19 protein-coding genes, 1 tRNA gene and 1 pseudogene are annotated in these 22,649 nt (G+C 62.9%); 14 read left to right on the plus strand and 7 right to left on the minus strand.

Features of this window, described 5'->3' with window-relative positions; translation table 11 throughout:
- Positions 1 to 9: 9 nt before the first annotated feature.
- A complete protein-coding gene (locus C8264_RS09395; RefSeq protein ID WP_108460729.1) occupies positions 10 to 783 on the minus strand; it encodes a DeoR/GlpR family DNA-binding transcription regulator in 774 nt (257 codons plus the stop codon).
- Between the two features lie 173 nt (positions 784 to 956).
- Entirely contained in the window at positions 957 to 2,465 is a 1,509-nt protein-coding gene (locus tag C8264_RS09400; RefSeq protein WP_108460730.1) for a catalase, read from the minus strand.
- Positions 2,466 to 2,608: 143 nt separating this feature from the next.
- On the opposite strand from C8264_RS09400, the gene C8264_RS09405 reads away from it, so the two are divergent.
- Positions 2,609 to 3,736, plus strand: a complete 1,128-nt coding sequence (locus C8264_RS09405; protein ID WP_162783541.1) for a LacI family DNA-binding transcriptional regulator — start codon at positions 2,609 to 2,611, stop codon at positions 3,734 to 3,736.
- A 192-nt stretch (positions 3,737 to 3,928) separates the two neighbouring features.
- Complete coding sequence (locus tag C8264_RS09410; RefSeq protein ID WP_108460732.1) at positions 3,929 to 6,205, plus strand: NADP-dependent malic enzyme; 2,277 nt, start codon at positions 3,929 to 3,931, stop codon at positions 6,203 to 6,205.
- A gap of 37 nt (positions 6,206 to 6,242) precedes the next feature.
- Here the strand turns inward: C8264_RS09410 and C8264_RS09415 are convergent, their stop codons facing one another.
- Positions 6,243 to 6,929: a GntR family transcriptional regulator gene (locus tag C8264_RS09415; RefSeq protein WP_108460733.1), complete on the minus strand. Its 687-nt coding sequence runs from the start codon at positions 6,927 to 6,929 to the stop codon at positions 6,243 to 6,245.
- 82 nt (positions 6,930 to 7,011) lie between these two features.
- On the opposite strand from C8264_RS09415, the gene C8264_RS09420 reads away from it, so the two are divergent.
- From C8264_RS09420 to hisD, 8 genes and pseudogenes are all read left to right on the plus strand, one after another.
- Entirely contained in the window at positions 7,012 to 8,013 is a 1,002-nt protein-coding gene (locus C8264_RS09420; protein ID WP_108460734.1) for an Ldh family oxidoreductase, read from the plus strand.
- Positions 8,013 to 9,251, plus strand: coding sequence for an iron-containing alcohol dehydrogenase (locus C8264_RS09425; protein ID WP_108460735.1), 1,239 nt, complete (start codon positions 8,013 to 8,015; stop codon positions 9,249 to 9,251). The genes C8264_RS09420 and C8264_RS09425 overlap by 1 nt, the downstream gene beginning before the upstream one ends.
- Before the next feature lie 13 nt (positions 9,252 to 9,264).
- Positions 9,265 to 10,731, plus strand: a complete 1,467-nt coding sequence (locus C8264_RS09430) for an NAD-dependent succinate-semialdehyde dehydrogenase (RefSeq protein WP_108460736.1) — start codon at positions 9,265 to 9,267, stop codon at positions 10,729 to 10,731.
- 205 nt (positions 10,732 to 10,936) lie between these two features.
- Entirely contained in the window at positions 10,937 to 12,250 is a 1,314-nt protein-coding gene (locus C8264_RS09435) for a CaiB/BaiF CoA transferase family protein (protein ID WP_162783542.1), read from the plus strand.
- Positions 12,234 to 12,545, plus strand: a pseudogene (locus C8264_RS09440) (oligopeptide/dipeptide ABC transporter ATP-binding protein); the annotation flags it as partial. The gene C8264_RS09435 and the pseudogene C8264_RS09440, both read left to right, overlap by 17 nt.
- A 34-nt stretch (positions 12,546 to 12,579) precedes the next feature.
- Entirely contained in the window at positions 12,580 to 13,569 is a 990-nt protein-coding gene (locus tag C8264_RS09445) for an acrylyl-CoA reductase family protein (RefSeq protein WP_108460739.1), read from the plus strand.
- Between the two features lie 5 nt (positions 13,570 to 13,574).
- Positions 13,575 to 14,531 (plus strand): NAD(P)-dependent oxidoreductase, encoded by a 957-nt coding sequence (locus C8264_RS09450; RefSeq protein WP_108460740.1) that lies wholly within the window; start codon positions 13,575 to 13,577, stop codon positions 14,529 to 14,531.
- Positions 14,532 to 14,574: 43 nt separating this feature from the next.
- Entirely contained in the window at positions 14,575 to 15,897 is a 1,323-nt protein-coding gene (gene hisD / locus C8264_RS09455) for a histidinol dehydrogenase (RefSeq protein WP_108460741.1), read from the plus strand.
- A 116-nt stretch (positions 15,898 to 16,013) separates the two neighbouring features.
- On the opposite strand, the gene C8264_RS09460 is transcribed toward hisD, so the two are convergent.
- From C8264_RS09460 to C8264_RS09470, 3 genes are all read right to left on the minus strand, one after another.
- Positions 16,014 to 16,089 (minus strand) — tRNA-Ala (locus C8264_RS09460).
- A 70-nt stretch (positions 16,090 to 16,159) separates the two neighbouring features.
- A complete protein-coding gene (locus C8264_RS09465) occupies positions 16,160 to 16,963 on the minus strand; it encodes a siderophore-interacting protein (RefSeq protein WP_108460742.1) in 804 nt (267 codons plus the stop codon).
- A 79-nt stretch (positions 16,964 to 17,042) separates the two neighbouring features.
- Complete coding sequence (locus tag C8264_RS09470; protein WP_108460743.1) at positions 17,043 to 18,359, minus strand: NAD(P)H-dependent oxidoreductase; 1,317 nt, start codon at positions 18,357 to 18,359, stop codon at positions 17,043 to 17,045.
- Positions 18,360 to 18,590: 231 nt separating this feature from the next.
- Here C8264_RS09470 and C8264_RS09475 point away from each other — a divergent pair, with 231 nt between their 5' ends.
- From C8264_RS09475 to C8264_RS09490, 4 genes are all read left to right on the plus strand, one after another.
- Entirely contained in the window at positions 18,591 to 18,881 is a 291-nt protein-coding gene (locus C8264_RS09475) for an STAS domain-containing protein (RefSeq protein ID WP_162783543.1), read from the plus strand.
- A complete protein-coding gene (locus C8264_RS09480; RefSeq protein WP_162783544.1) occupies positions 18,878 to 19,246 on the plus strand; it encodes a response regulator in 369 nt (122 codons plus the stop codon). The genes C8264_RS09475 and C8264_RS09480 overlap by 4 nt, the downstream gene beginning before the upstream one ends.
- Before the next feature lie 34 nt (positions 19,247 to 19,280).
- Positions 19,281 to 21,590, plus strand: coding sequence for a chemotaxis protein CheA (locus tag C8264_RS09485; protein WP_108460745.1), 2,310 nt, complete (start codon positions 19,281 to 19,283; stop codon positions 21,588 to 21,590).
- Between the two features lie 89 nt (positions 21,591 to 21,679).
- Positions 21,680 to 22,168 (plus strand): chemotaxis protein CheW, encoded by a 489-nt coding sequence (locus tag C8264_RS09490; protein ID WP_108460746.1) that lies wholly within the window; start codon positions 21,680 to 21,682, stop codon positions 22,166 to 22,168.
- Positions 22,169 to 22,263: 95 nt separating this feature from the next.
- Here C8264_RS09490 and C8264_RS09495 read toward each other — a convergent pair whose 3' ends face one another.
- Positions 22,264 to 22,617 carry a hypothetical protein gene (locus C8264_RS09495; RefSeq protein WP_108460747.1) on the minus strand — a complete coding sequence of 118 codons (354 nt, stop codon included), beginning with the start codon at positions 22,615 to 22,617 and terminating at the stop codon, positions 22,264 to 22,266.
- Between the last annotated feature and the right edge of the window lie 32 nt (positions 22,618 to 22,649).

Here is a 22,649-nt window from a genome sequence, read left to right on the forward strand (position 1 = left end):
GGCTTGCCGCTAGGCTGCGTCTGGCGAGGTTTCGATCAGGCGCACATCGGCATCGCGGCAGATTGTGCGGATCGATTCCAGCGAGCAACGGTCCGTCACAAAGGTATCGACCTGCGACAGATGGGCGATGCGGACCGGCGCGGTGCGCTCGAACTTGGTGGAGTCCGAGACCACGATAACATGCCGCGCATTGGCGATGATGGCCTGGGCGACCCGGACTTCGCGATAGTCGAAATCGAGCAGCGCGCCATCCTCGTCGATCGCCGAAGCCCCGATCACGGCGTAGTCGACCTTGAACTGGTTGATGAAATCAACCGTCGCATCGCCGACCACCCCACCATCGGACCCGCGCACCACGCCGCCCGCGATCACCACTTCGATGCCGGGATAGATCCGCAGCCGGTTGGCGACATTGATGTTGTTGGTGATGACCATCAGGCCGGAATGATCCACCAGCGCCTGGCTCACCGCTTCGGTCGTGGTGCCGATATTGATGAACAGCGAAGCATTGGACGGAACAATGGACGCAGTGGCCTTGCCGATAGCGGTCTTTTCCGCGGCCGCTATGCGCCGGCGAGCCTCATATTCGAGGTTCTCGACACCCGAAGGGAATATTGCGCCGCCGTGCGTGCGTTTGAGCACCCCGGCATTGCACAGATCATTGAGATCCTTGCGGACGGTCTGGGCCGTTACATCGAACAAGCTTGCCAGCGCTTCGACCAGAACATGGCCTTGCTGCTTGGCAAGCTCAACGATCTCGGCGTGACGTTCCCTTGAATTCACAGCAGCACTGGCCCGGTCGGTGCGTATAGGCTGCTATACGCCATGACAGCGCGAGTTCACAACAGCGGCTTTCGTTCAGCCAGCATGTCCCGCCAAACGAAAGCGGGTGCTACACTACCGTATGCGCTCCGCCAGCCGAAGCTGACGGAGCGGCGTTCACGGTCGGGGCAGAGTTATCCTTCACCCATGCCTTCGGCCGGCCTGGGGGCGGTGCCCGCGCGGACCTTTTCCTCGATGCGGCCGCCGACCTGGGGATCGACGCTCTTCCAGTAGTCGATGGCGCGGCTCAGCACGGGCTCACGCACACCGCCAAGCAGGCTGCCGGCGACCTGTTCCACCAACTTGGTGCGTTGATCGTCGTTGAACACCTCGCGCACGAGCTTGCCCGGCTGGCTGAAATCATCATCGTCACTGCGCAACGTATAGGCGCTGCGCACCATGGCGCCGTCTGTCTCCCAACCATCCGCAGCGGGACCGGTTTGGTCGGCCCACATGCGATCGCCGCTATTGGGGGCGTAGATCGGTGCATCGCCGCTATGGTGATAGGCCATCTGTCCGTCGAACATATAGGTGTTGACGGGTACCTTGGGCTGGTTGACCGGCAGTTGATGGAAATTGGTGCCGATGCGGTTGCGCTGGGCGTCATTGTAGGCAAAGGCGCGGCCGAGCAGCATCTTGTCGGGCGAGAGGCCGATGCCGGGCACGGTGTTGCCAGGCGAGAAGGCCGCCTGCTCGATCTGGGCAAAGAAATTGACCGGGTTGCGGTTGAGCGTCATCTTGCCGACCTTGATCAGCGGATAGTCGGCATGCGGCCACGTCTTGGTCAGATCGAACGGGTTTATCCTGTAGGTGCTGGCTTCGGCATAAGGCATGACCTGGACCCACAGGATCCAGCTCGGATGCTCACCGCGCGCGATGGCATCGAACAGGTCGCGGCGGTGGAAGTCGGCATCGGCGCCGGCCATGGCAGCCGCTTCCGCATTGGAGAAGAATTCCATGCCCTGCTCGGTATGGAAATGATACTTCACCCAGAATTTCTGGCCGTCGGCATTGATCCACATATAGGTGTGGGAGCCGTAGCCATTCATATTGCGCCATGTGCGCGGCAGGCCACGCTCACCCATCAAATAGGTTACCTGATGGGCGCTTTCGGGATTGTTGGTCCAGAAATCCCACTGCATGTGGTTGTCGCGCAGGCCGGAATCGGGAAGGCGTTTCTGGCTGCGGATGAAGTGGGGGAACTTCATCGGGTCGCGCACGAAGAAAATCGGCGTGTTGTTGCCGACGAGGTCGTAATTGCCCTCGCTGGTATAGAACTTCAGCGAGAAGCCGCGCACGTCGCGCCAGGTATCGGGACTGCCCATTTCACCGGCCACGGTCGAGAAGCGCGCCAGCATCTCGGTTGCAGTGCCCTTCTGGAACAGCGCTGCCCTGGTGTAGGCGGATACATCCTCGGTGGTCTCGAACACGCCGAATGCGCCGGCGCCCTTGGCATGCGGCTGGCGCTCGGGAACCTTCTCGCGGTTGAAATGCGCCATTTGCTCGAGGAAGTGCACATCGTGCAGCACGATAGGGCCATCGGCTCCGATGGACAGGGAATTGCGGTCGCTCGGTGCCGGTGCACCGGCGCCAGTGGTGGAAGCGGCAGAGCGGGTATCCCCGGCATTGCGATTTTCGGACATAAGCACCTCCTGACAGGATGAAAACGAAACTTTTGCTGCCAAGTTTGTACCAACTCGGAATGACTTAGGCCATCTGCGGCCGATGCGCGCACGGGAATTGTCGGCGGGGTCAGCGCCGGTTGCTTTGCTGGCAAGGAAGGCCCGTGCTACAGGCCATTGTCGGTGGCTCCTGCGGGGCAGGACGGCCAAGCGAGAATATCGGCGAGAGGCCGGAGGTGATTTTGGACCAGGGCAATCCTGCGCGAACGGGCAAGCGGCGCTCGATAACGGGGCGGCAATTGGCGCGGCTTGTCGGGGTCAGCCAATCGGCCGTTTCGCGTGCCTTTACCCCTGGGTCCAGCATCTCGGCGGAAATGCGCGAGCTGATTCTGAAGACCGCGCGCGAGCTCAACTACCACCCCAATGCCATTGCCTCGATGCTGTCGCGCAGCCGCACCAATATCGTGGGCATCGTCGTCTCGGAGATGCAGAACCCGTTCTATCCGCTGATCATCGAAAGGCTGTCGCGGGCGCTGCAACAGGTAGGATTGCAGAGCCTGATGTTCAATGTGACGCGCAGTTCCAGCTTCGAGCAGCAGCTGGCGGCGCTGCGGCAATACAATGTCGACGCGGTAATCGTGCTGTCGGCCACTGCGCTTTCGGGGCCGGCCTTGCACTGGGCGACGGAAAACCGGGCCGCCATCCTGGTCAATCGCAACCTGCCCGACAACAGCATCACCTCGGTCTGCTGCGATAATGCCAGCGGCGCCCGCGAGATCGCCGACCATCTCTATGCCATTGGGCGGCGGCGTGTAGCCTATGTTGCCGGGCTCGCGCATACATCGACCAATCTGGAACGCCAGAGCTCTTTCATCACGCGGGTGGCCGAACTGGGCATGACGCTGACCATGCAGCTGTCGGGCGGCGAATACAGCTACGAGGCCGGCTATCGTGCCGCGCGCCAAATTGCGGCCAAGGGCGACACCGACGGTATTTTCTTTGCCAATGACATCCTGGCCATTGGCGGCATGGACGCGCTGCGCGACGAAGCCGGATTGTCGGTGCCCGACGACATAGCCGTCGTCGGTTTCGACGATATCGCCATGGGCAGTTGGCCGCGCTATTCGCTGACCACCTACCGCCAGCCGGTTGACGATCTCGTCGACAGGACCGTGCGGCTGATTGCCGATGGCGACGTCGAACCCGGCAAGCCGCCCATTGCGGTCCGGCTGCCAGGAAGCCTGATCAAGCGCGCTTCCAGCATGGGCGGAGCGAGTGTGGCATTTGCCTGACCGGCGCCAGGGACCCCCTCCTATTGTCCAATGCCCCTGGTTTGGACAACAATATAGCTTTCGCGACCGCGTCTCCCCGGATCGTTGATCGGCTTGAGCAGCCAAACGGCCAATACCGAACTGCTGTTGCACAAGGGCGGGCGGCGCAAAAAAGGCCGAACTGGCTGCAAACTGACGGAGGGAGAGTGCCACATGGCCGATGACAACACGCCGAGCCTGCATGATGCGGCTTTGCATTTCCATGAATACCCGCGTCCGGGCAAGCTCGAGATCGTGGCGACCAAGCCCCTGGCCAATACGCGCGATCTGTCGCTGGCCTATTCGCCCGGCGTGGCCATTCCTTGCGAAGAGATCGCGGCCGATCCGCAGGCTGCCTACAAATACACCTCCAAGGGAAACCTGGTTGCGGTGATTTCCAATGGCACGGCCGTGCTGGGCCTGGGCAATATCGGGGCGCTGGCCTCCAAGCCGGTGATGGAAGGCAAGGCCGTCCTGTTCAAGAAGTTCGCCGGGATCGATTCCATCGATATCGAGGTCAACGAGCAGGACCCGCAGCGCTTCATCGAGATCGTGGCGCCGCTGGAGCCCAGCTTTGGCGGCATAAACCTCGAAGACATCAAGGCGCCGGAATGCTTCGAGATCGAGGAAACGCTACGCGAACGCATGAACATTCCGGTGTTTCATGACGACCAGCACGGCACGGCCATCATCGTGGCGGCCGCCGTGCTCAACGCCATGCAATTGGTCGGCAAGGATATTGCCAAGGCCAAGATCGTAACCTCGGGGGCAGGAGCGGCGGCCATCGCCTGCATGAACATGCTGATCGCGGTGGGTGCGGCGCGCGAGAATATCTGGATCGCTGATTCCAAGGGGCTGGTGACCAAGGCGCGGCACAACAATGTCGATCGCTGGCGCGGCGCCTTTGCGCAGGACACCGACAAGACGGAGCTCAGCGAGGTCATGGCCGGGGCCGACATCTATGTCGGGCTATCCAAGGCCGGTGCGCTCAAGCCCGAAATGATGAAGGACATGGCGGAAAATCCGCTGATCCTGGCGCTCTCCAATCCCACCCCGGAGATCATGCCTGAACTGGCGCGGGAAGCGCGGCCCGACGCAATGATCTGCACCGGGCGGTCGGACTATCCCAATCAGGTCAATAACGTCCTCTGCTTTCCCTTCCTGTTCCGCGGAGCGCTGGACTGCGGCGCAACCGTAATCAACGAGGAGATGAAGGCCGCGGCAGCCCACGCGATCGCCAGGCTCGCGCATGAACCGGGTCTGGAATCCTCCGCTCATGGCGTGCCAGCCATTTTCGGGCGGGATTACCTCATCCCCAATCCCTTCGACCAGCGGCTGATCCTGCGCATCGCACCGGCAGTGGCCAAGGCCGCCATGGAAAGCGGCGTGGCCGCGCGGCCCATCGCCGATTTCAACGCCTATCGTGACCAGCTCAACCGCTTCGTCTTCCGTTCGGGCTTCATCATGAAGCCGATGTTCGAGCGGGCCCAGGGCGAGGGCAAGCGCATCGCCTTTGCCGATGGCGAGGACGAGCGCGTGCTTCGCGCAACCCAGGTGATGCTGGAGGATGGCATCGGCCGCTCGATCCTGATTGGCCGGCCGTCAGTCATCGAGCAGCGTATCGAACGCTTCGGGCTGACGCTCAAGGCGGGGCGCGACTTCGACGTGGTCAACCCCGAAGACGATCCGCGCTATCGCGACTATGTCGCCGACTTTCATGATCTGGTGGGGCGCAAGGGCGTGACGCCGGACACCGCGCGCACCATCGTGCGCACCAATACGACGGTGATCGGCGCGCTCGCGGTGCGGCGCGGCGAGGCCGATGCGCTGATCTGCGGCCTGCAGGGGCGGTTCATCAAGCACGCGCGTGATATCCAGTCGGTAATCGGGCTCGCGCCCGAAGCCAGCCAGCTCTCGACCCTTTCCATGCTGGTGATGAACCGGGGCGTGTTCTCCCTCGCCGATACCTACGTCAACATCGATCCAACGGCGCCGGAGATCGTCGAAATCACGCTGCAGGCGCGCGATCACCTGCGGCGCTTCAATATCGACGCCAAGGCGGCGCTCCTCAGCTATTCCAATTTCGGTTCGCGCGATGGCCTGACGAGCGAGAAGATGCGCGTGGTCTACGAGACCCTGAAGGAGGTCGCGCCGGATCTGGTGGTGGACGGCGAAATGCAGGGCGACCTGGCAATCAACGAAAGCCTGCGCGAGCGCTATGTGCCCAATTCAGTGCTCAAGGGAGAGGCGAACCTGCTGATCTTCCCCAATCTGGAGGCGGCCAATCTGTCGATGACCCTGCTCAAGGAGCTCAACAATGCGCTGCCGGTCGGGCCCCTCCTGATGGGCACCCGCCAGCCGGCGCATATTCTCGCCCCTTCGGTCACCAGCCGCGGCATTGTCAACATGGCCGCCATCGCGGCCAGCGAGGCGATCGCCGCCAGCCAGTAAAATCGCGCAGAGGCGCTCCCCGCGAGCGCCTCTCCGCTTATGGCTCGCTGAAGCGAATCCTGGACTGCTCGATGTGATGGCGCATGGCGGCCGCGGCCGCCGCTCCGTCGCGATTCCGGATCGCGGCGATGATGTCCTCATGCTCGGCAATGGCGTCACCGGTTGCGCTCGCATGATAGAAGAGACGGAACAGGTGCACATGTGTGTGCAGGCGCGACAGGGCCTCCTGCACCAGATCGTTGCCACTTTGCGCAGCGATCAGGTCATGGAACTGTCCGTCCCGCTGGGCGAATTCGCCATAATTGTTGCGGCTGCCGGCCAGTTGGATTTCGCGCATGGTCGCGTCGGCCGCTTCGAGTTGGGCGACGGATTCATCGGTGGCGTTGAGCGCGGCCTGCTCGGCGGCGAAGGGCTCCAGCAGGAGGCGCAATTGATAGAGTTGCCGCAACCGCTCGGAGTCCATCTGGCTGGCGACGCTGTAGCCGATGAGATGGGTCTTTACGACGAGGCCTTGCGCTTCCAGCCGCGACAGCGCTTCACGAATAGGGGTCTGTGAGACACCCATTTCGCGCACCAGCTTGTCGATGGAAATGCGACTCCCCGGGGCAATCTTCAGCGACATCAATTGGGCATAGATCGCGTTGTAGACCTCGTCGCCCAAGCGGATCGGCCGGGGCAGGAACCCGCTGCCATTAGCCTGTTCAGACCCCGATTTGGCTTGCATTCACTTCTCCACTTGACGCGTCAGGAGGCTAGCATCATAGTCGGCCTCGCACAATGAGATATCGTATCGGATTTTATGTCACGTGCTGGTTCCTGTAGCTGATATACGGCGCGTCGCCCTGGATGCGCTATCGCAGATTTCGCCTCCCGACCATGCAGCGATCCAGGTCGATGTATTGGTCGAGGCCGAACTGCGCGGTGTTGCCTCGCATGGTCTGCTGCGCCTCCCCCGAATTATCCGGCGCATCCGCAACGGCGTGACCGATCCCGGCGCCGCGGGCAGCCATGAGTGGCGCAAGGCGGGCTTTCTTGCCGTCGATGGTCAGCGCGGGCTAGGTCCGGTTGTGGCTGACCGGGCCATTGCGGCACTGCGCGAGCGGGTTGCCGAAACCGGTATTGCCGTCGCTGCCATCCGCAACTCCAATCATATCGGCATGCTGGGCTATTATGCCGAGAATGCCGCCCGCCAAGGCTTCACCATGATTGCGCTCTCGACCAGCGAGGCCCTGGTCCATCCCTGGGGCGGCCGCAAGGCGATGATCGGGACCAATCCGATCGCCATTGGCGTGCCCACCGGCGGCGAGCCTTTCATGATGGATACGGCCACCAGCGTTATTTCCATGGGCGAGATTCACGATCACGCAAATCGCGGTGCGCCGATCCCCGAACACTGGGCGCTGGACGCCAATGGCAATCCCACCACCGACGCTTCCGCCGCCAAGTTTGGTGCCATCGCCCCGTTCGGGGAGGCCAAGGGCTATGCGCTGGGGCTCGGCTTCGAGCTTCTGGTCAGCAGCCTTGCCGGGGCCGCCATCGGCTCCGACGTCAAGGGTACGCTGGACGACACCAATGTCTGCAACAAGGGTGATCTGTTCATCCTTATCGATGGACCGCAGGCCAGCCTGCTCGATTATCTTGAGGACATCCGGGCGGCACAGCCCGCGGCTGGCTTCGAGCGCGTGCTGATCCCCGGGGAGCGGGGGCGGCAGGCAAAGGAGCGGCGAATGCACGAAGGCATCACGCTGCCGGATGATATCTGGAATGAAATCCGGGCTTTTGCCGGATCGACTGAGGGGAACCACTGATGGCAAATCCGGCTGAACTGTTCGGGGCTGTCCGAAGCCCCCGCAATCTGGTCTTCGGGCCGGGCCAGCGCCGGTCACTGCCCGATTTCGTATCGAGCCTGGGACGCCGCGCCCTGATCGTCACCGATGCGCGCCTATCCGGTGATACCGAATTCGACAAGCTGACGACCCAATTGCGGGAAGCGGGCATCTCAGTTCGCGTCTTCGACGGCACCATTGCCGAACTCCCGCTCGACTGCATCCAGGAGGGCGTCGATGCCGGCAAGGAGTTCAATGCCGATGTCCTGGTCGGCATTGGCGGCGGCAGCTGCATCGATGCGGCCAAGATCATTTCCCTGCTGCTCACCCATGGCGGCAAGGCGTCCGACTATTATGGCGAGTTCAAGGTTCCCGGGCCCATATTGCCGGTCATTGCCATGCCCACCACGTCGGGCACCGGTTCTGAAGTAACGCCGGTTGCGGTCCTCGGCGATGCCGAGCGAGTGGTGAAAGTGGGCATTGCTAGCCCTCATCTCATCCCCCACACCGCCATTTGCGATCCAGAACTGACCTATTCCTGTCCCCCCGCATTGACGGCGTCCTCGGGCGCCGATGCGCTGACCCACGCGATCGAGGCTTACACGACCCTGCGCCGGCCGCTGCAGGACAGCCTGGTGCATGACCATGTGTTTGTCGGCAAGAACGCGCTGAGTGACCACCACGGCCTCACGGCGATCCGGCTCATCTCAGCCAGTCTGAAACGATCCTTCGACAATGGCGGTGACCACGAGGCGCGCCAGAAACTGATGCTTGGCGCAACCACTGCCGGCCTCGCTTTCGGCACGGCGGGTACTGCCGCGGCCCATGCCGTGCAATATCCCGTCGGCGCCATGACGCATACGCCCCACGGCGTGGGCGTTGCGGTGATGCTGCCCTATGTCATGGCGTTCAACCGCCGCTTCTGCGAGGCCGAGTTCGGCCAGATCGGTGAAGCCATGGGGTTGCCGGTCGCGGGCTCGATGTCGGAGCGTGCCTTGCAGGCCATCGATGGCGTGGCAACTCTCTTTGCCGCGGTGGATATTCCCAGGACGATTGCCGATCTGGGCGTGCAGCGCGCGCAATTGCCACTGGTGGCAGAACAGGCGATGGGCAGTGCCCGACTGATCAAGAACAATCCGCGTCCGCTCGACAACCAGACCATGCTGATGCTGGTCGAGGCGGCCTTCGATGGCGATCTCGATCGCCTCCATAATTCCTAGAAAGAGACGCGTCATGACCGCGAACCAGAGTTTGGGTTTCGATCCCGCAACCATTCCGAGCGACCTCTATATCGGCGGGCAATGGCGGGCCGGCTCCACCGGCGCCAGGATCGATGTGGTCGATCCCTCCACCGGCGCCGCTATCAGTTCGGTGGCCGATGCCGGTGTCGACGATGCAATGGCCGCGGTCACAGCCGCCCATGAGGCAGGACCGGCCTGGGCCGCGCAACCGCCGCGTGTGCGCGCGGAAATCCTGCGTCGCTGCTACGAGTTGATGACCGAGCGAAAGGAAATGCTGGCGCAACTCATCAGCCTCGAAAATGGCAAGGCGCTGCCTGACGCCCGCGGCGAAGTTGCCTATGCGGCAGAGTTCTTCCGGTGGTTCTCCGAAGAGGCCGTGCGGCTCAATGGCGACATCTATACGGCGCCCAGCGGCGCCAACAAGATCATCGTTCAGCATCAGCCCATCGGTGTCGCCGTCCTGGTGACGCCGTGGAATTTCCCCGCTGCCATGGCAACCCGCAAGATCGCGCCGGCCCTGGCGGCGGGCTGCACCTGCGTGCTCAAGCCTGCCACCGAAACACCACTGACCGCCTTTGCCCTGGCCGCCATCTATGCTGAAGCGGGCGTTCCGGCCGGCGTGGTCAATGTCATCACCACCAGCAAGGCGGGGGCCACAGTCAGCGCCATGCTGCATGATCCGCGCGTGCGCAAACTCTCCTTCACCGGATCGACCGAAGTCGGACGCCGCCTGCTGCACGAAGCAGCAGACCAGGTGATTTCCTGCTCGATGGAGCTGGGCGGCAATGCCCCCTTCATCGTTTTTGACGACGCCGATCTCGATGTGGCGATCGATGGCGCCATGGTCGCCAAGATGCGCAATGGGGGAGAAGCCTGCACGGCGGCCAATCGCTTCTATGTCCAACGCGGCATCATGGATCGGTTCGCGGCAAGGCTGGCCGAGCGCATGGGCAGCCTGTCGGTCGGTATCGGCTATGAGGAGGCCACCCAGTGTGGTCCGGTCATCAACAAGGATGCCGTGGAGCGCATTGCCGGCCTTGTGAGCGACGCAGAAGCCCGTGGCGCCAAGGTGTTGGTGGGCGGCAAGGCGCTGGATCGTCCAGGCTATTACTACCCGCCCACGGTCCTGCGCGATGTCACGGCCGATGCTACGATCACCAGGGAAGAAATCTTCGGGCCGATCGCGGCCCTCACGGTATTCGACACCGAAGACGAAGTGATCGCCGCGGCCAATTCCAGCGAATATGGTCTCATCTCCTATGTCTTCACGAGCGACCTGTCCCGCGGGCTGCGCGTCTGCGAGAAGATGGAGTGCGGCATGGTGGGGCTTAATCGCGGCGTGGTTTCCGATCCCGCAGCGCCCTTTGGCGGCACCAAGCAGAGCGGCCTCGGCCGCGAGGGCGCGCATCACGGCATCCTCGAATTCTGCGAGACCAAATATATAGCCGCGAGCTGGTAGGCGAAGGCGCGCCCTGTGGATCGATAGACCACAAGGAGTTCGGGCGGTTATCGGATTGAGACGAGAATTAGCGAGAAAAAGGGTTGCGTCTGATGTTGAATACGGATGCAAAGTAAACTAGCGTCCTGATTACCAGCCGGAAAATTGACGGCGAATGACGACGGAAGACTCCCGAAGCGGAGGTGTCGACTCTAGGAGGGATTTCATGCAGACCAATTCCCGGTCGGCCCAGGCCGGCGATGCGCCGCGGGCGCTTGGCCATTTGCGCGTCGTTGATTTTTCCGACACCCTTGGCGGACAATATTGCGCGCGGCTCTTTGCCGATTTCGGCGCCGAAGTGGTGCTGGTCGAAGGGTCGGATGGCTCGTCCATCCGGCAGCTGGCACCGCGCTCCATTCAGGGCGACTCGCTGCAATTCTTCCATCTCAATACCGGCAAGCGTTCGGTCAGTGCCGACCTCAAAAGCGCCGATGGCCAGACCCGGTTCGAGGCGTTGGTCCGCGGCGCCGATGTCGTGGTCATGCCGCCCGGTTTCGATGCGGCAACCCTCGGTGCGCTTAATTCGGCCGCCATTTTGGTGGTTGTTTCCAACTTTGGCGACGACGGCCCGCTGGCCGATTGGCAGGGCCCCGAAATCGTGCTGCAGGCACTGTCCGGCATGATGTTCAGCAATGGAGGAGGCAAGGGCGAGCCGCTCTACGGCGTGGCCAACCGGGCTTCCATGGCAGCCGGCATCGCCGCCTATATCGGGGCGACCACCGCACTGTTCGCGCGGCAAGAACTGGGGCGCGGCCAGATCGTGCGGGTGGATAGCGCTGAAGCCGCCGCTGCCATGTGCTTCCCCTATGTGATGCAGCATATCTATAATGGCCACCAGCGTGCCCGGACCGACCAGGCCGTCTCGTCCGGCCAGGTGCTGTGCCGCGACGGCTGGGTCTGCATCTGGATCTACGATTTCCGCTGGAACGCGGTGCTGACGGCGCTGGGGCTAGCCGAGATCGAGCACGATCCGCGCTTCGCCAAGCCGGCGGAACGCCGCAAGAACTGGGGCGAACTCTTTGCCATCATCCAGGCCAAAATTGCCGATCGGGCTGCCGAGGATGTGGTCGAGGCCCTGCAGCAGGCCCAAGTCATTGCGGCCAAGGCCTATCGGCCATCCGAACTGCGCGAAAACGGCCATCTCAAGGCGCGTGATTATTGGGAAGAGGTAGACGGCCGCACCATTCTCGGACCGGCCCTCCGCCTCTACCAGACGCCTCGCCGCATCTCCCGTGGCGCACCAGCCATGGGCGAGGCAAACGGGCAGATTTCATGGCCAGCAAAGACCGCAGCAATGGCGAATGGCGGTGAAGTGCATGCGCCACTGTCCGGCATCCGCGTGGTCGAGCTGACCACTGCCTGGGCAGGGCCGATGTCCGGCCGGGTGCTGGCCTTCATGGGTGCAGAATCCATCCATGTTGAATCACCCAACCGGGTGAACTCCTGGCGCCTCAACCATGAAACTCTTCATTTCCCATGACATGGCCGTGGTGGAACGCATCAGCCACCAGGTGGCGGTCATGTATCTCGGCGAAATCGTGGAGCAGGGGCCTGTTGGGGCGGTCTTCAAGAATCCGCAGCATCCCTACACCAAGCGCCTGATCGCTGCGGTTCCCGTACCCGATCCGGCACGGCGCAAGCAGCTGCGCCCGGTGGATGGCGGGGAGATCAGGAGCCCGGTCCGACCGGCGGATTATGTGCCGCCGCAACGCGAATATCGCACTGTGTCCGAGGGACACGTCGTGCAAGTCTGGGGCGACGACTGGACGCTCTAGCGTCCTATTCCGCACCAAAACCCGAGGATGACAGATGAGCTTTCGCGCCCTTGTAACTGAACGCGACGATGCCGGTGCGGTATCGTCAACCGTACGGCAAATCGAAGAGTCCGCCTTGCCGCCGGGCGACGTCGTGGTCGACATTGCCTGGGCCGGCTTCAACTACAAGGATGGCCTGTGCCTGACCGGTGGTGGCGGCCTGGTCCGGAACTACCCCCACGTCGCCGGCGTCGATTTCTCGGGCACGGTACGTTCGAGCAGCGATCCGCGCTACCAGGAAGGGCAGGAGGTCCTGCTCACCGGTTGGCGCGTCGGCGAGGTGCATTGGGGCGGCTTCAGCCAGCGGGCCAGGGTCAAGGGCGACTGGCTCGTGCCGCTGCCCAAGGGCCTCTCGCTGCGCGACGCCATGGTGCTCGGCACGGCCGGCCTCACGGCAATGCTGGCGATCGACCGGCTGGAAGCGGCGGGGGCAAAGCCAGGTGACGGCGATGTATTGGTTACCGGGGGGGCGGGGGGCGTCGGCTCGCACGCCATCTTCCTGCTTGGCAAGCTGGGCTATTCGGTCACGGCCTTGTCCGGGCGTCCTGAGCTCGAAGCAGGCTTGCGCGAACTTGGCGCTTCGGCTTTCCTCGCGCGGGACGCGTTTCTCGCCGAGCCCGACAAGCCGCTCGAAAGCAGCCGCTGGGCTGCGGCTATCGACAATGTCGGCGGTGCCATCCTGGGCAAGCTGCTCAAACAGATGCGCTATGGCGGCGCTGTGGCCAGTGTCGGCAATGCCGGGGGTATTGCGCTCGAAACCAATGTGCTGCCGTTCATCCTGCGAGCCGTGACCCTGATGGGCATCGATAGCGTCATGCAGAGCGCCGAAGCGCGTATTGCCGCCTGGCAGCGGCTTGCCGGCCTCTTCGAGGCGGAACGCTACGCGCCGCAGGTCGAGGAAGTGGGGTTGGAGGCGCTGTCGGATGCGGCCAAGCGCATTCTTGCCGGCCAGGTTAGTGGACGCCTGCTGGTCCGGCCCGCCTGATACCCATGACCACCACCGTGATCGCCCATCATGCCTCCCTGTTGGCGGCTTTGCAGCCGCTCGACCAGAGGGCCCTCAATCTCGCGCTGATTGCTGTGCCGCACGAGACGCCCTGGCAGTTGCCCGTGGGCGTGCGGGCCATGCTGGTCGATCAAACCATCGCCGCCACCGCCGGACGGGACAGCGCCAGGCCCCCGGGTTGGCCAGGGAATCTGGAATGGCTGCATCTGCGGTCCACCGGCATTGACAAGGTGCCGCGTTGGTTCTTCGATGTGCCGCTGGTCACCGTATCGCGCGGTGCATCGGCAAAAAGCATCGCCGAATATGTACTGGGCACCATGTTCGATGCCGAATGGTCACTCTCAGAGCGGGTCGTGACCGATCGTGCTGGCTGGACCGGCTCCAACGCCGGAACGCTGTTCGGCAAAACGCTGGGTCTGGTGGGCTTCGGTCACATCGGCAAGGAGATCGCGCAGCGCGCCCTGGGCTTTGAAATGCAGGTCGTGGCGGCCCGGCGATCGGCAGGGACCGGCTTCGAGGACGGCGTCGAAATCGCCACGCTCGACGAGGTATTGCGCCGCAGCGACCATCTCGTTCTGGCTGCGCCCCTGACCGAAGAGACGCGCGGCCTGATCGACGCAGAGGCCTTTTCCCTCATGCGCCCGGGCGTGCATCTGGTCAATGTGGGGCGCGGGGCATTGCTGAATGAGAGCGCGTTCAAGACGGCGCTCGATAGCGGCATTGTCGGGCGAGCCAGTCTCGATGTGTTCGATCCAGAGCCGCCACCGGCGGGGCACTGGGCCTATGGCCATCCGCGCATTCGGCTGACGCCGCATATTTCGTCCAGCACGGATCTGACGGAGCAGAGCGCCGATGCCCTGCTACGCGAGAACGTCGTGCGCTTTGCGCAAGGACAGGCGCAGGCGCTGCACGCCCCGGTTTCCCTCCAGGATGGCTATTAGCCGCTGGCGGATCGCAGTTTTACTTTGAATTTGGAGGTGGCCGATGCCCATCTGGCTGAAGCGTAGCAAGGATATCGGGGAACGTGCAGAGGCGGATCGCCAGGTGCGAGCGACCGTGGAGGGCATTCTCGGCGATATCGAGAAACGCGGCGATGCGGCAGTGCGGGAGCTCAGCGCGAAGTTCGACAAATGGGACAGGCCCGATTTTCGGCTCAGCCAGCGCGAGATCGACGACTGCCTGGCCAAACTGACTGACCAGGATCTCGCCGATATCGAGTTCGCCCAAACACAGGTGCGCAATTTCGCCCAGGCGCAGCGCAATACCATGACCGACCTTGCGGTGGAGACTTTGCCCGGCGTGACGCTCGGGCACAAGCACGTACCGATCAATGCGGTGGGCTGCTACGTGCCCGGCGGCAAATACCCGTTGCTGGCCTCGGCGCACATGTCGGTGATCACCGCCAAGGTGGCCGGCTGCGCGCGTGTGATCACCTGCGCTCCCCCTTTTGGCGCCAAACCCGCGCCTGCCGTCGTAGCCGCGCAGGCGATGGCCGGCGCCGATGAGATCTATGTCCTGGGCGGCATCCAGGCCATCGCTGCCATGGCGATCGGTACCGAGAGCATCGACCCCGTAGACATGCTGGTTGGTCCGGGCAATGCCTTTGTCGCCGAAGCCAAGCGCCAGCTGTATGGCCGCGTGGGAATCGATCTTTTCGCCGGCCCCACCGAGACACTGATCATTGCCGACGAGACCGTCGACGGGGAGATGTGCGCCACCGATCTTCTGGGTCAGGCCGAGCATGGCCCGACCTCGCCGGCAATCCTGCTGACCAATTCGGAAAAGCTGGCCCGCGAGACCATGGCCGAGATCGAGCGCATTCTCGATATCCTGCCGACTAGCCAGATCGCCCGCAAAGCCTGGGACGACTTTGGCGAAGTCATCGTCTGCGACAGCTACGACGAGATGCTGGCCCAGGCCGACCGCATTGCCTCGGAACACGTGCAGGTCATGACCGATCGCGACCTTTGGTTCCGCGACAACATCACGAACTACGGCGCGCTTTTCCTGGGTCCGCGCACCAATGTGGCCTATGGCGACAAGGTGATCGGCACCAACCATACTCTCCCCACTATGAAGGCGGCGCGCTATACCGGTGGCTTGTGGGTGGGCAAATTCATGAAGACCTGTACCTGGCAGACCATCACCACTGACGCCGCCTCAGCCATGATCGGCGAATATGGCTCGCGCCTCGCCATGCTGGAAGGCTTCGTCGGCCACGCCGAGCAAGCCAACATCCGCGTGCGCCGCTACGGCGGCCGCAACGTCCCCTACGGCACCGGCGCAACGCCACCAGTCGGAGGCTGAAGCAGGCGGGCAGGGCAGGCCGAATACTGTCCTGCTCTGATTTGACGCCAACGAGTAGCGCGCCAACCCGATCGCGTTGCTTCAGCGTGACCTCAAACGGAGATGATAGATCGGAATGGTGGAGCTGAGCGGGATCGAACCGCTGACCTCGTCATTGCGAACGACGCGCTCTCCCAACTGAGCTACAGCCCCGTTCCGACACTCTTGATATGCCCAATATCGGGCGGATCGGCAAGGGGCAGATCGCTCAGGTGAAGTGGCGTCAGTGGGGTTCCTGGGCGTCGGCGACGCCGAGTAGCCAATAGCCGGCGGCTTTGACGTATTCGGGGTTGAAGCCGCGCTGTTCCGTCAGGTGCGCCCGGACGGCCTTGCTCATGGTGCTCTCGCCCGCCACGTAAGCGTAGGCCACGCCTTGGGGGAAGCTTGCGGACTTGATTGCGTCGAGGATGAGGCTGGTGGTGCCGGCCGGTTGGCCGTTGCGGTGCACGTAAGTCAGGGCAAGATCAGCCTTGGTCACGAAGCGCTGTTCCTCGGCTGCGTTTTCGACCTCGATGATCGCCAGAACCTTGCTGCCGGCGGGCAGCTCTTCGATGCGACGGCCCAGGGCGGGCAGGGCGGTTTCATCGCCTGCGAGCAGGTACCAGTCGAAAGTCGCCGGCACCATCAGCGAGCCGCGTGGGCCGCCGATCACCAGCGTGCTGCCCACCGTGGCGCCTGCGGCCCAGGAGGAGGCAGGGCCGTCACCGTGCAGGACGAAGTCGAGCTCGATCCAGCCGGCGTCGACATCCCAGTAGCGGGGCGTGTAGTCGCGCATCTGTGGGCGTTCGCCGGGCCATTGTGCACCGTTGGGGCCGATGGGCGCGAGGAATGGTTCGACCCCGTCGGCGAAAAAGAACGCCTTGATGTGGTCGGCATGGCCAGCCGAGGCAAAGCCCGTCATATCGCCCTTGAGGCGAAACCGGCGCATCATGGGTGTTACGTCGGTGACGCGCACGACCTCGAGCAGGCGCATGCGGGTTTCGTGACGGACGCGGATTGGCGCGCGGGGATCCAGAGTCTCGGACATGGCTTTATTCCTGATAGATAGGATCAGGAATTAGTGCGCAAGCTTGCCGTTTGCAAGTTAAGCCTTCGTAAGGGCGACGCTAGAGCAGGCCCAGCATCTTGTTCTGGGCCTGGCGCAGGGCGAAGAGGCGGGTCGAAACGTCCGGTTGGCTATTGGCTGCGGTCAGCAATTCGCCCTTCTTCACCGGCGCCGTGACCTTGCCGCCTTCCAGCAGGCCGACTGGAACGGCGTTCGCGGCGCGGCTATCGGTGATCGTCATGGTATAGGAGCGGTAGCAGGTCTCACCAATGGCGTCATAGGTTTCGCCGACCTTGAGGTCGCGCTTGGCGACGGCGCAGACTTCGGCCACCGGCTGGGGCAAGGGCACCATGTCCGGCTTGCCATAAAGCATGATGCGGGCGCAGGTGAGCGGTACTTCCAGGCTCGTCAGGTGATAGGGGCGGAAGAAGCTGTAATAGGGTCCATGGCCGATATGGAGGTCGTCCATCCGCTCGATGATGCGCGGGTGCTCTGCCTTGACGATAACGAAAACGCCCGGCGCCACGCCCTTGCCGATGGTGTAATCGACCACGCCCATCTTGTTGAGGATGCCGCCATCTGCCTTTGGGATCAGCACCTTGGCCATCTCGTCGCGGTCGGCCTTGGGGCCGTGCATGCCCGGCACGTCGGGGACCAGACCCGTGGCATTGGCGATGGCGCACATTTCGACGGCCGTCTTGGAACCATCGACGAACTCCACCAGCATGCGCGGGTTCATGTTGCGGCGGCTGGCTTCTTCCCGGTATTCGTCGGGAATGGCATCGTGACGCAGCGGATTGTTCTTGCCCTTGCCCGCAGCGACGATGGGCAGGCCGAGCGCCGTCACGAACTCGATGAGCTCCATGCAGGAGCTGGGTTCGTCGCCCGCGCCAACCGAGTAAACCACGCCAAGCCGGTCAGCCTGCGCCTTGAGATAGGGCCCGATGGTCACGTCGGCTTCGACGTTCATCATCACCAGGTGCTTGCCGTGTTCCATGGCGAGAAGATCGTAGTCGGCGGCCACGCCCGGCTTGCCGGTGGCGTCGATTACCACGTCGATATTGGGGGTAGTGACCAGCGTTTCCGCCGAGGTGATGGCGATCTTGCCCGCTTCAATTGCGGCGAGCGCCTGCGCCGGGCTGTCGGCAGTCCTGCCCTTGCTGTCGTCGCCATAGGCGATGGTCATGGCTTCAAGCGCGGTATGGGGGCGACGGGTAGCGATGGCGGCCATTTCGAGGCCCGGCATCAGCGACATCTGCGTCACCAGATCCGTTCCCATCTCGCCCGATCCGATGACGCCAACCCGGATCGGCTTGCCGGTCGCAGCGCGTTCGGCGAGGTCGCGGGCAAGCCCGGTCAGGGCGATCCTTGTGGTCATAGACAACTTCCAGCTCGAGTGAAGCCTTGGGTACCCCCGGCAGCTTGCCGTGCGCAAGCGAAACCATGTCCGCTGATGCCGCACCAAGGCCGATGCCGTTTAGTTCCAAGCTGATTTTCCATTGTTTATAGCTGGAGATAAGCAGCTGTGGGAGCGCGGTAACTTAGCAATTCTTAAACCGTTATCATGGAAACTGCAGGGCGGAGAGAACTCCCGGGGCAAACATTCGTCATGGTCAGCAAAGCCAAGCAAGCTATCGCTTTGCCGGCAGTCATGGATCTCGATTCCCTTGATGGAATCCGGGACGGACTGATCGATGCAATCGATGAAGGACCAGTGCTGGTCGATGCAAGCGCAGTCGAGCGCGTATCGACCAACGCGTTGATCATGTTGATCAGCGCTGGCGAGACCGCCCGAAAGAACCAGTTCGATTTTGCCATCGAACGGCCGAGCGCGACAATGCTGACCGCGATCGAGCGGCTGGGCCTTGGCGCCAGGTTCTCGGGGATGATGAGAGGATGACGATTTTGCGGGTTCTGACGGTAGACGATTCGAGGACGATCCTGGCCATGCTGCACCACACGCTCAGCAATGCCGGGTTCGAGGTGCTGCAGGCCGAGGACGGCCAGCAGGGACTCGACGTGCTGAAAAGCCAGGATGTGGATGTGGTGATCACCGACATCAACATGCCGGTGATGGACGGTATCGAGTTCATCAGGAACGTACGTGCCAGCGGCCAATATCAGAGCCTGCCCATCCTGATCCTGACCACCGAAACTTCGCAGGACAAACGCGATCAGGGCAAGGCCGCCGGCGGCACGGGCTGGATCGTCAAGCCGTTCGATCCGGAAAAGCTGATTTCAGTGATTCATCGCGTCGTCCACTGAACTAACAAAACCAGACCCAGAAGGGTTGGATCCGATGAGCGACCTGGACGATTTCAAAGCCACTTATTTCGACGAATGCTCGGAGCTTCTGACCGAGCTCGAGGAGCAGTTTGCGGCCATCGAGGCGGGCGAGCGCGATGCCGATCGGCTCAATGCCGTGTTCCGCGCCATTCACTCGATCAAGGGTGGGGCCGGGGCCTTCGGGTTCTCGGCACTGGTCGGTTTTGCCCATGCCTATGAAACCCTGCTCGATTATGTCCGGGACGGCCGCGTCGAACTCAGCGACGATGTCGTCGTGCTGTGCATCCGCGCCAACGACATCGTGGCGGATCACGTCAAGGCGGCCCAGACGGGCGACGCCCTGCCGGCCGAATATGGCCTCGACGAGAAGGCGCGCTTCGACGCCCTGGCGCGCGGGGAATCCCTTGCCGGTGAGGATGCAGGCGGCGAGACGCTGGACGAGTTCGACATCGAATTCACGCCCGTCATGGTCAATCTCGATGCGTTGAGCGAGGCGGCAGATCTCGCCAGCGATACCTTCGAAATTGCGCCGATGCAGCCCGAAGCGGGGCATTGGGAAATCAGGTTCACCCCCTACCGGGCCCTTTATGCCCGGGCGAACGACCCGCTGCTGTTGTTCCGGGAACTGGCGGCGCTCGGCGAGATGCAGGTGCGAGCCGTGATGGCCGATCTCCCGCCGCTTTCGGATTTCGAGCCGTTCGCCGTCTATTGCAGCTGGGAGATCACGCTTTTTAGCCCGACCCTCACCGAGGCCGCCATTCGCGAAGTCTTCGAGTTCGTCGACGGGGATTGCGACATCTCTGTGGTGCAGCTGGGCGCAGAGGGTGACGCCATTCCCACTCCCATGCCCGCTCCCATCGTCATCGTGGACGCCGAGACCGCCCGGCTGCGGACGCAGGAACAGGATCTGATGGCATTGGCCGATGATGAGGTCAGCGAGCTGCTCGACTTTTCTCCCGCGCCGGTGGCCGAACCCGTCACCAGGCAGGACAGCTTCGAAGAAGCCCCGGGACCAAGCTTTGCCGAACTGGCCGCGGCGATAGAGCCAAGGCCCGTGCCGGAGCGCGTTGCTCCAGTAAGCCTGAACAAGCCGGTCACCGCCGTTCCCGCTGCCGACAGCGAAGAAAACGGCGCCCGCAGCGTTGGCGTGCAGTCGATCCGGGTTGATCTCGACAAGGTGGACCGCGTCGTCAACATGGTGGGCGAACTGGTCATCACCCAATCCATGCTGACCCAGCAGATGGATGAGACCCTGCGCGCCCGCTATACCGAACTGGTGCGCGGTCTTGAAGTGCTGGCGCAGACCACGCGGGGCCTGCAGGATTCGGTCATGGCCATTCGCGCCCAGCCGGTCAAATCCGTGTTCTCCCGCATGCCGCGTCTGGTGCGCGAACTGGCCAGCAAGACGGGCAAGAAGATCAAGCTCGAAACGGTGGGCGAAAACACCGAGATCGACAAGACCGTGATCGAGCAGTTGAGCGATCCGCTCACGCATATGATCCGCAATTCTGCCGACCATGGGATCGAGACGCCCGAGAAGCGCCTGGCCCGCGGCAAGCCGGAGACCGGCACGGTGCGGCTTTCGGCCGAGCAGGCGGGCGGCAATATTCTGATTGTCGTCGAGGACGATGGCGCCGGCATCAACCGCGAACGCGTGCTGCAGCTGGCGCGCGACAAGGGGATCGTTGCGCCCGACGTCAATCCGTCGGACGAGCAGATCGACCAGTTGATCTTTGCTCCCGGTTTTTCCACCGCAGAGGCGCTGAGCGATATTTCCGGACGTGGCGTGGGCATGGACGTGGTGCTGTCCAACATCAAGAAGATCGGCGGCTCGGTGCATGTCCGCAGCTGGACCGGCAAGGGCACGCGCATGACCCTGCGCCTGCCGCTGACGCTGGCGGTGCTGGACGTGATGCTGGTGAAAGTCGGCGAGTCTCCCTACGTCGTGCCGCTGTCATCGATCGTGGAAACCATCCAGTGCTCACGCGCGAGCTTTGAGCGGGTGCCGAGCGGAGAACGCGTGCTGCAGGTGCGGGGCGAATACGTGCAGGTGATCGATCTGGCACAACGCTTCAACATGGCCGGTGAATCTCAGCACGAAGACCGGTTTGTCGTGCTTTGCGAAGCCGAGGGCAGCCACAAGGTGGCGCTGGTGGTCGATGACATCATCGGCCAGCAGCAGGTCGTCATCAAATCGCTGGAAGAGAATTTCGAACGGGTCGAAGGCATTGCCGGCGGCACGATCCTGGGTGACGGCAATGTTGCCCTGATCGTGGACGTGCAGGGGCTCAAGGCCACTATTGTCCACAAGAACGCGGCTTGAAGCGAGCCGTGAAGAGCATGGGCCGCCGCGTATTCTGGCGGCCCGGTAGTTGCGTAGTCGCCTAGAAGGGCGGCAGAAAGGCCAGACAAATGGAAGCGCTCGGTTTGCGCGACGACATGGGCGACAAGTCGGCGATTGCCGCCCAGAATTCCCTGCAGTTGATCGCGTTTTCGATCGGCGATCAGACCTATGGAGTGGAGATCACCACGGTGCGCGAAATCCGCGCCTGGAATGGTGCGACGCCCCTGCCCAACACGCGCGAATTCGTGCGCGGCGTCATCAATCTGCGCGGCACGATCGTGCCGATTTTCGATCTGCGGGCCCGCTTTGGCGATGGCCAGACCTCGCCCACCAAGAACCATGTCGTGGTGGTGATGAGCGTGGGCGACAAATGGGTCGGTATCCTGGTCGATGCGGTGTCGGATATCCTCACGGTGAGCCGCGATGACATCCACAACGTGCCTGAAGGCAATTCCATCGACACCGAACTGCTCAACGGCATCGTCACCCATGAAAGCCGCATGGTCGGACTGATCGACCTGCACGCCGTGGTCAGCGGCGCAAAAGTCGACGCCTGACAGCGGTCATTTCGAGAATCACGAAGGGCGCCCTCGAGGCGCCCTTTTTCATTTCAAGTGGAGCCTGCGATCACCCGCAGTGCCAACTCCACCGGTTAGAACAACTCGGCGTCGCCGTGGCTCTGATGGGCTGCAATGCCCGACAGGGAGGGCACCCGCAGTTCGTCGAGCGTGAGGCTCGCCCAGATTTCTTCATAGACGCTGTCGGGGGCGGTGGCGGGCAGTAGCGCAAACTGGCGCACGGCAAGCGCCATGTTGTGGCAACGCTGTTCGATGCGGTCCTGCCCCTGCAGGGCGGTGACGATCAGATGAACGGCGTGGCTAACTGACGGGTCCTTGTTCAAGCGGCCATCGGCGAGAACACCAAGAGCCTCGGTGATGCCTTCCAGCATTGAGGCGGTCTGGCGGGCCGTCTCATCGAGCTCTCTCGCGAGTTTCTGCAGTGACATTCGAAAACTTTCCTAACCCCTGACGCGACCTT

This window comes from Devosia naphthalenivorans (assembly GCF_003056355.1).
GTDB classification, from domain to species: Bacteria; Pseudomonadota; Alphaproteobacteria; order Rhizobiales; family Devosiaceae; genus Devosia; species Devosia naphthalenivorans.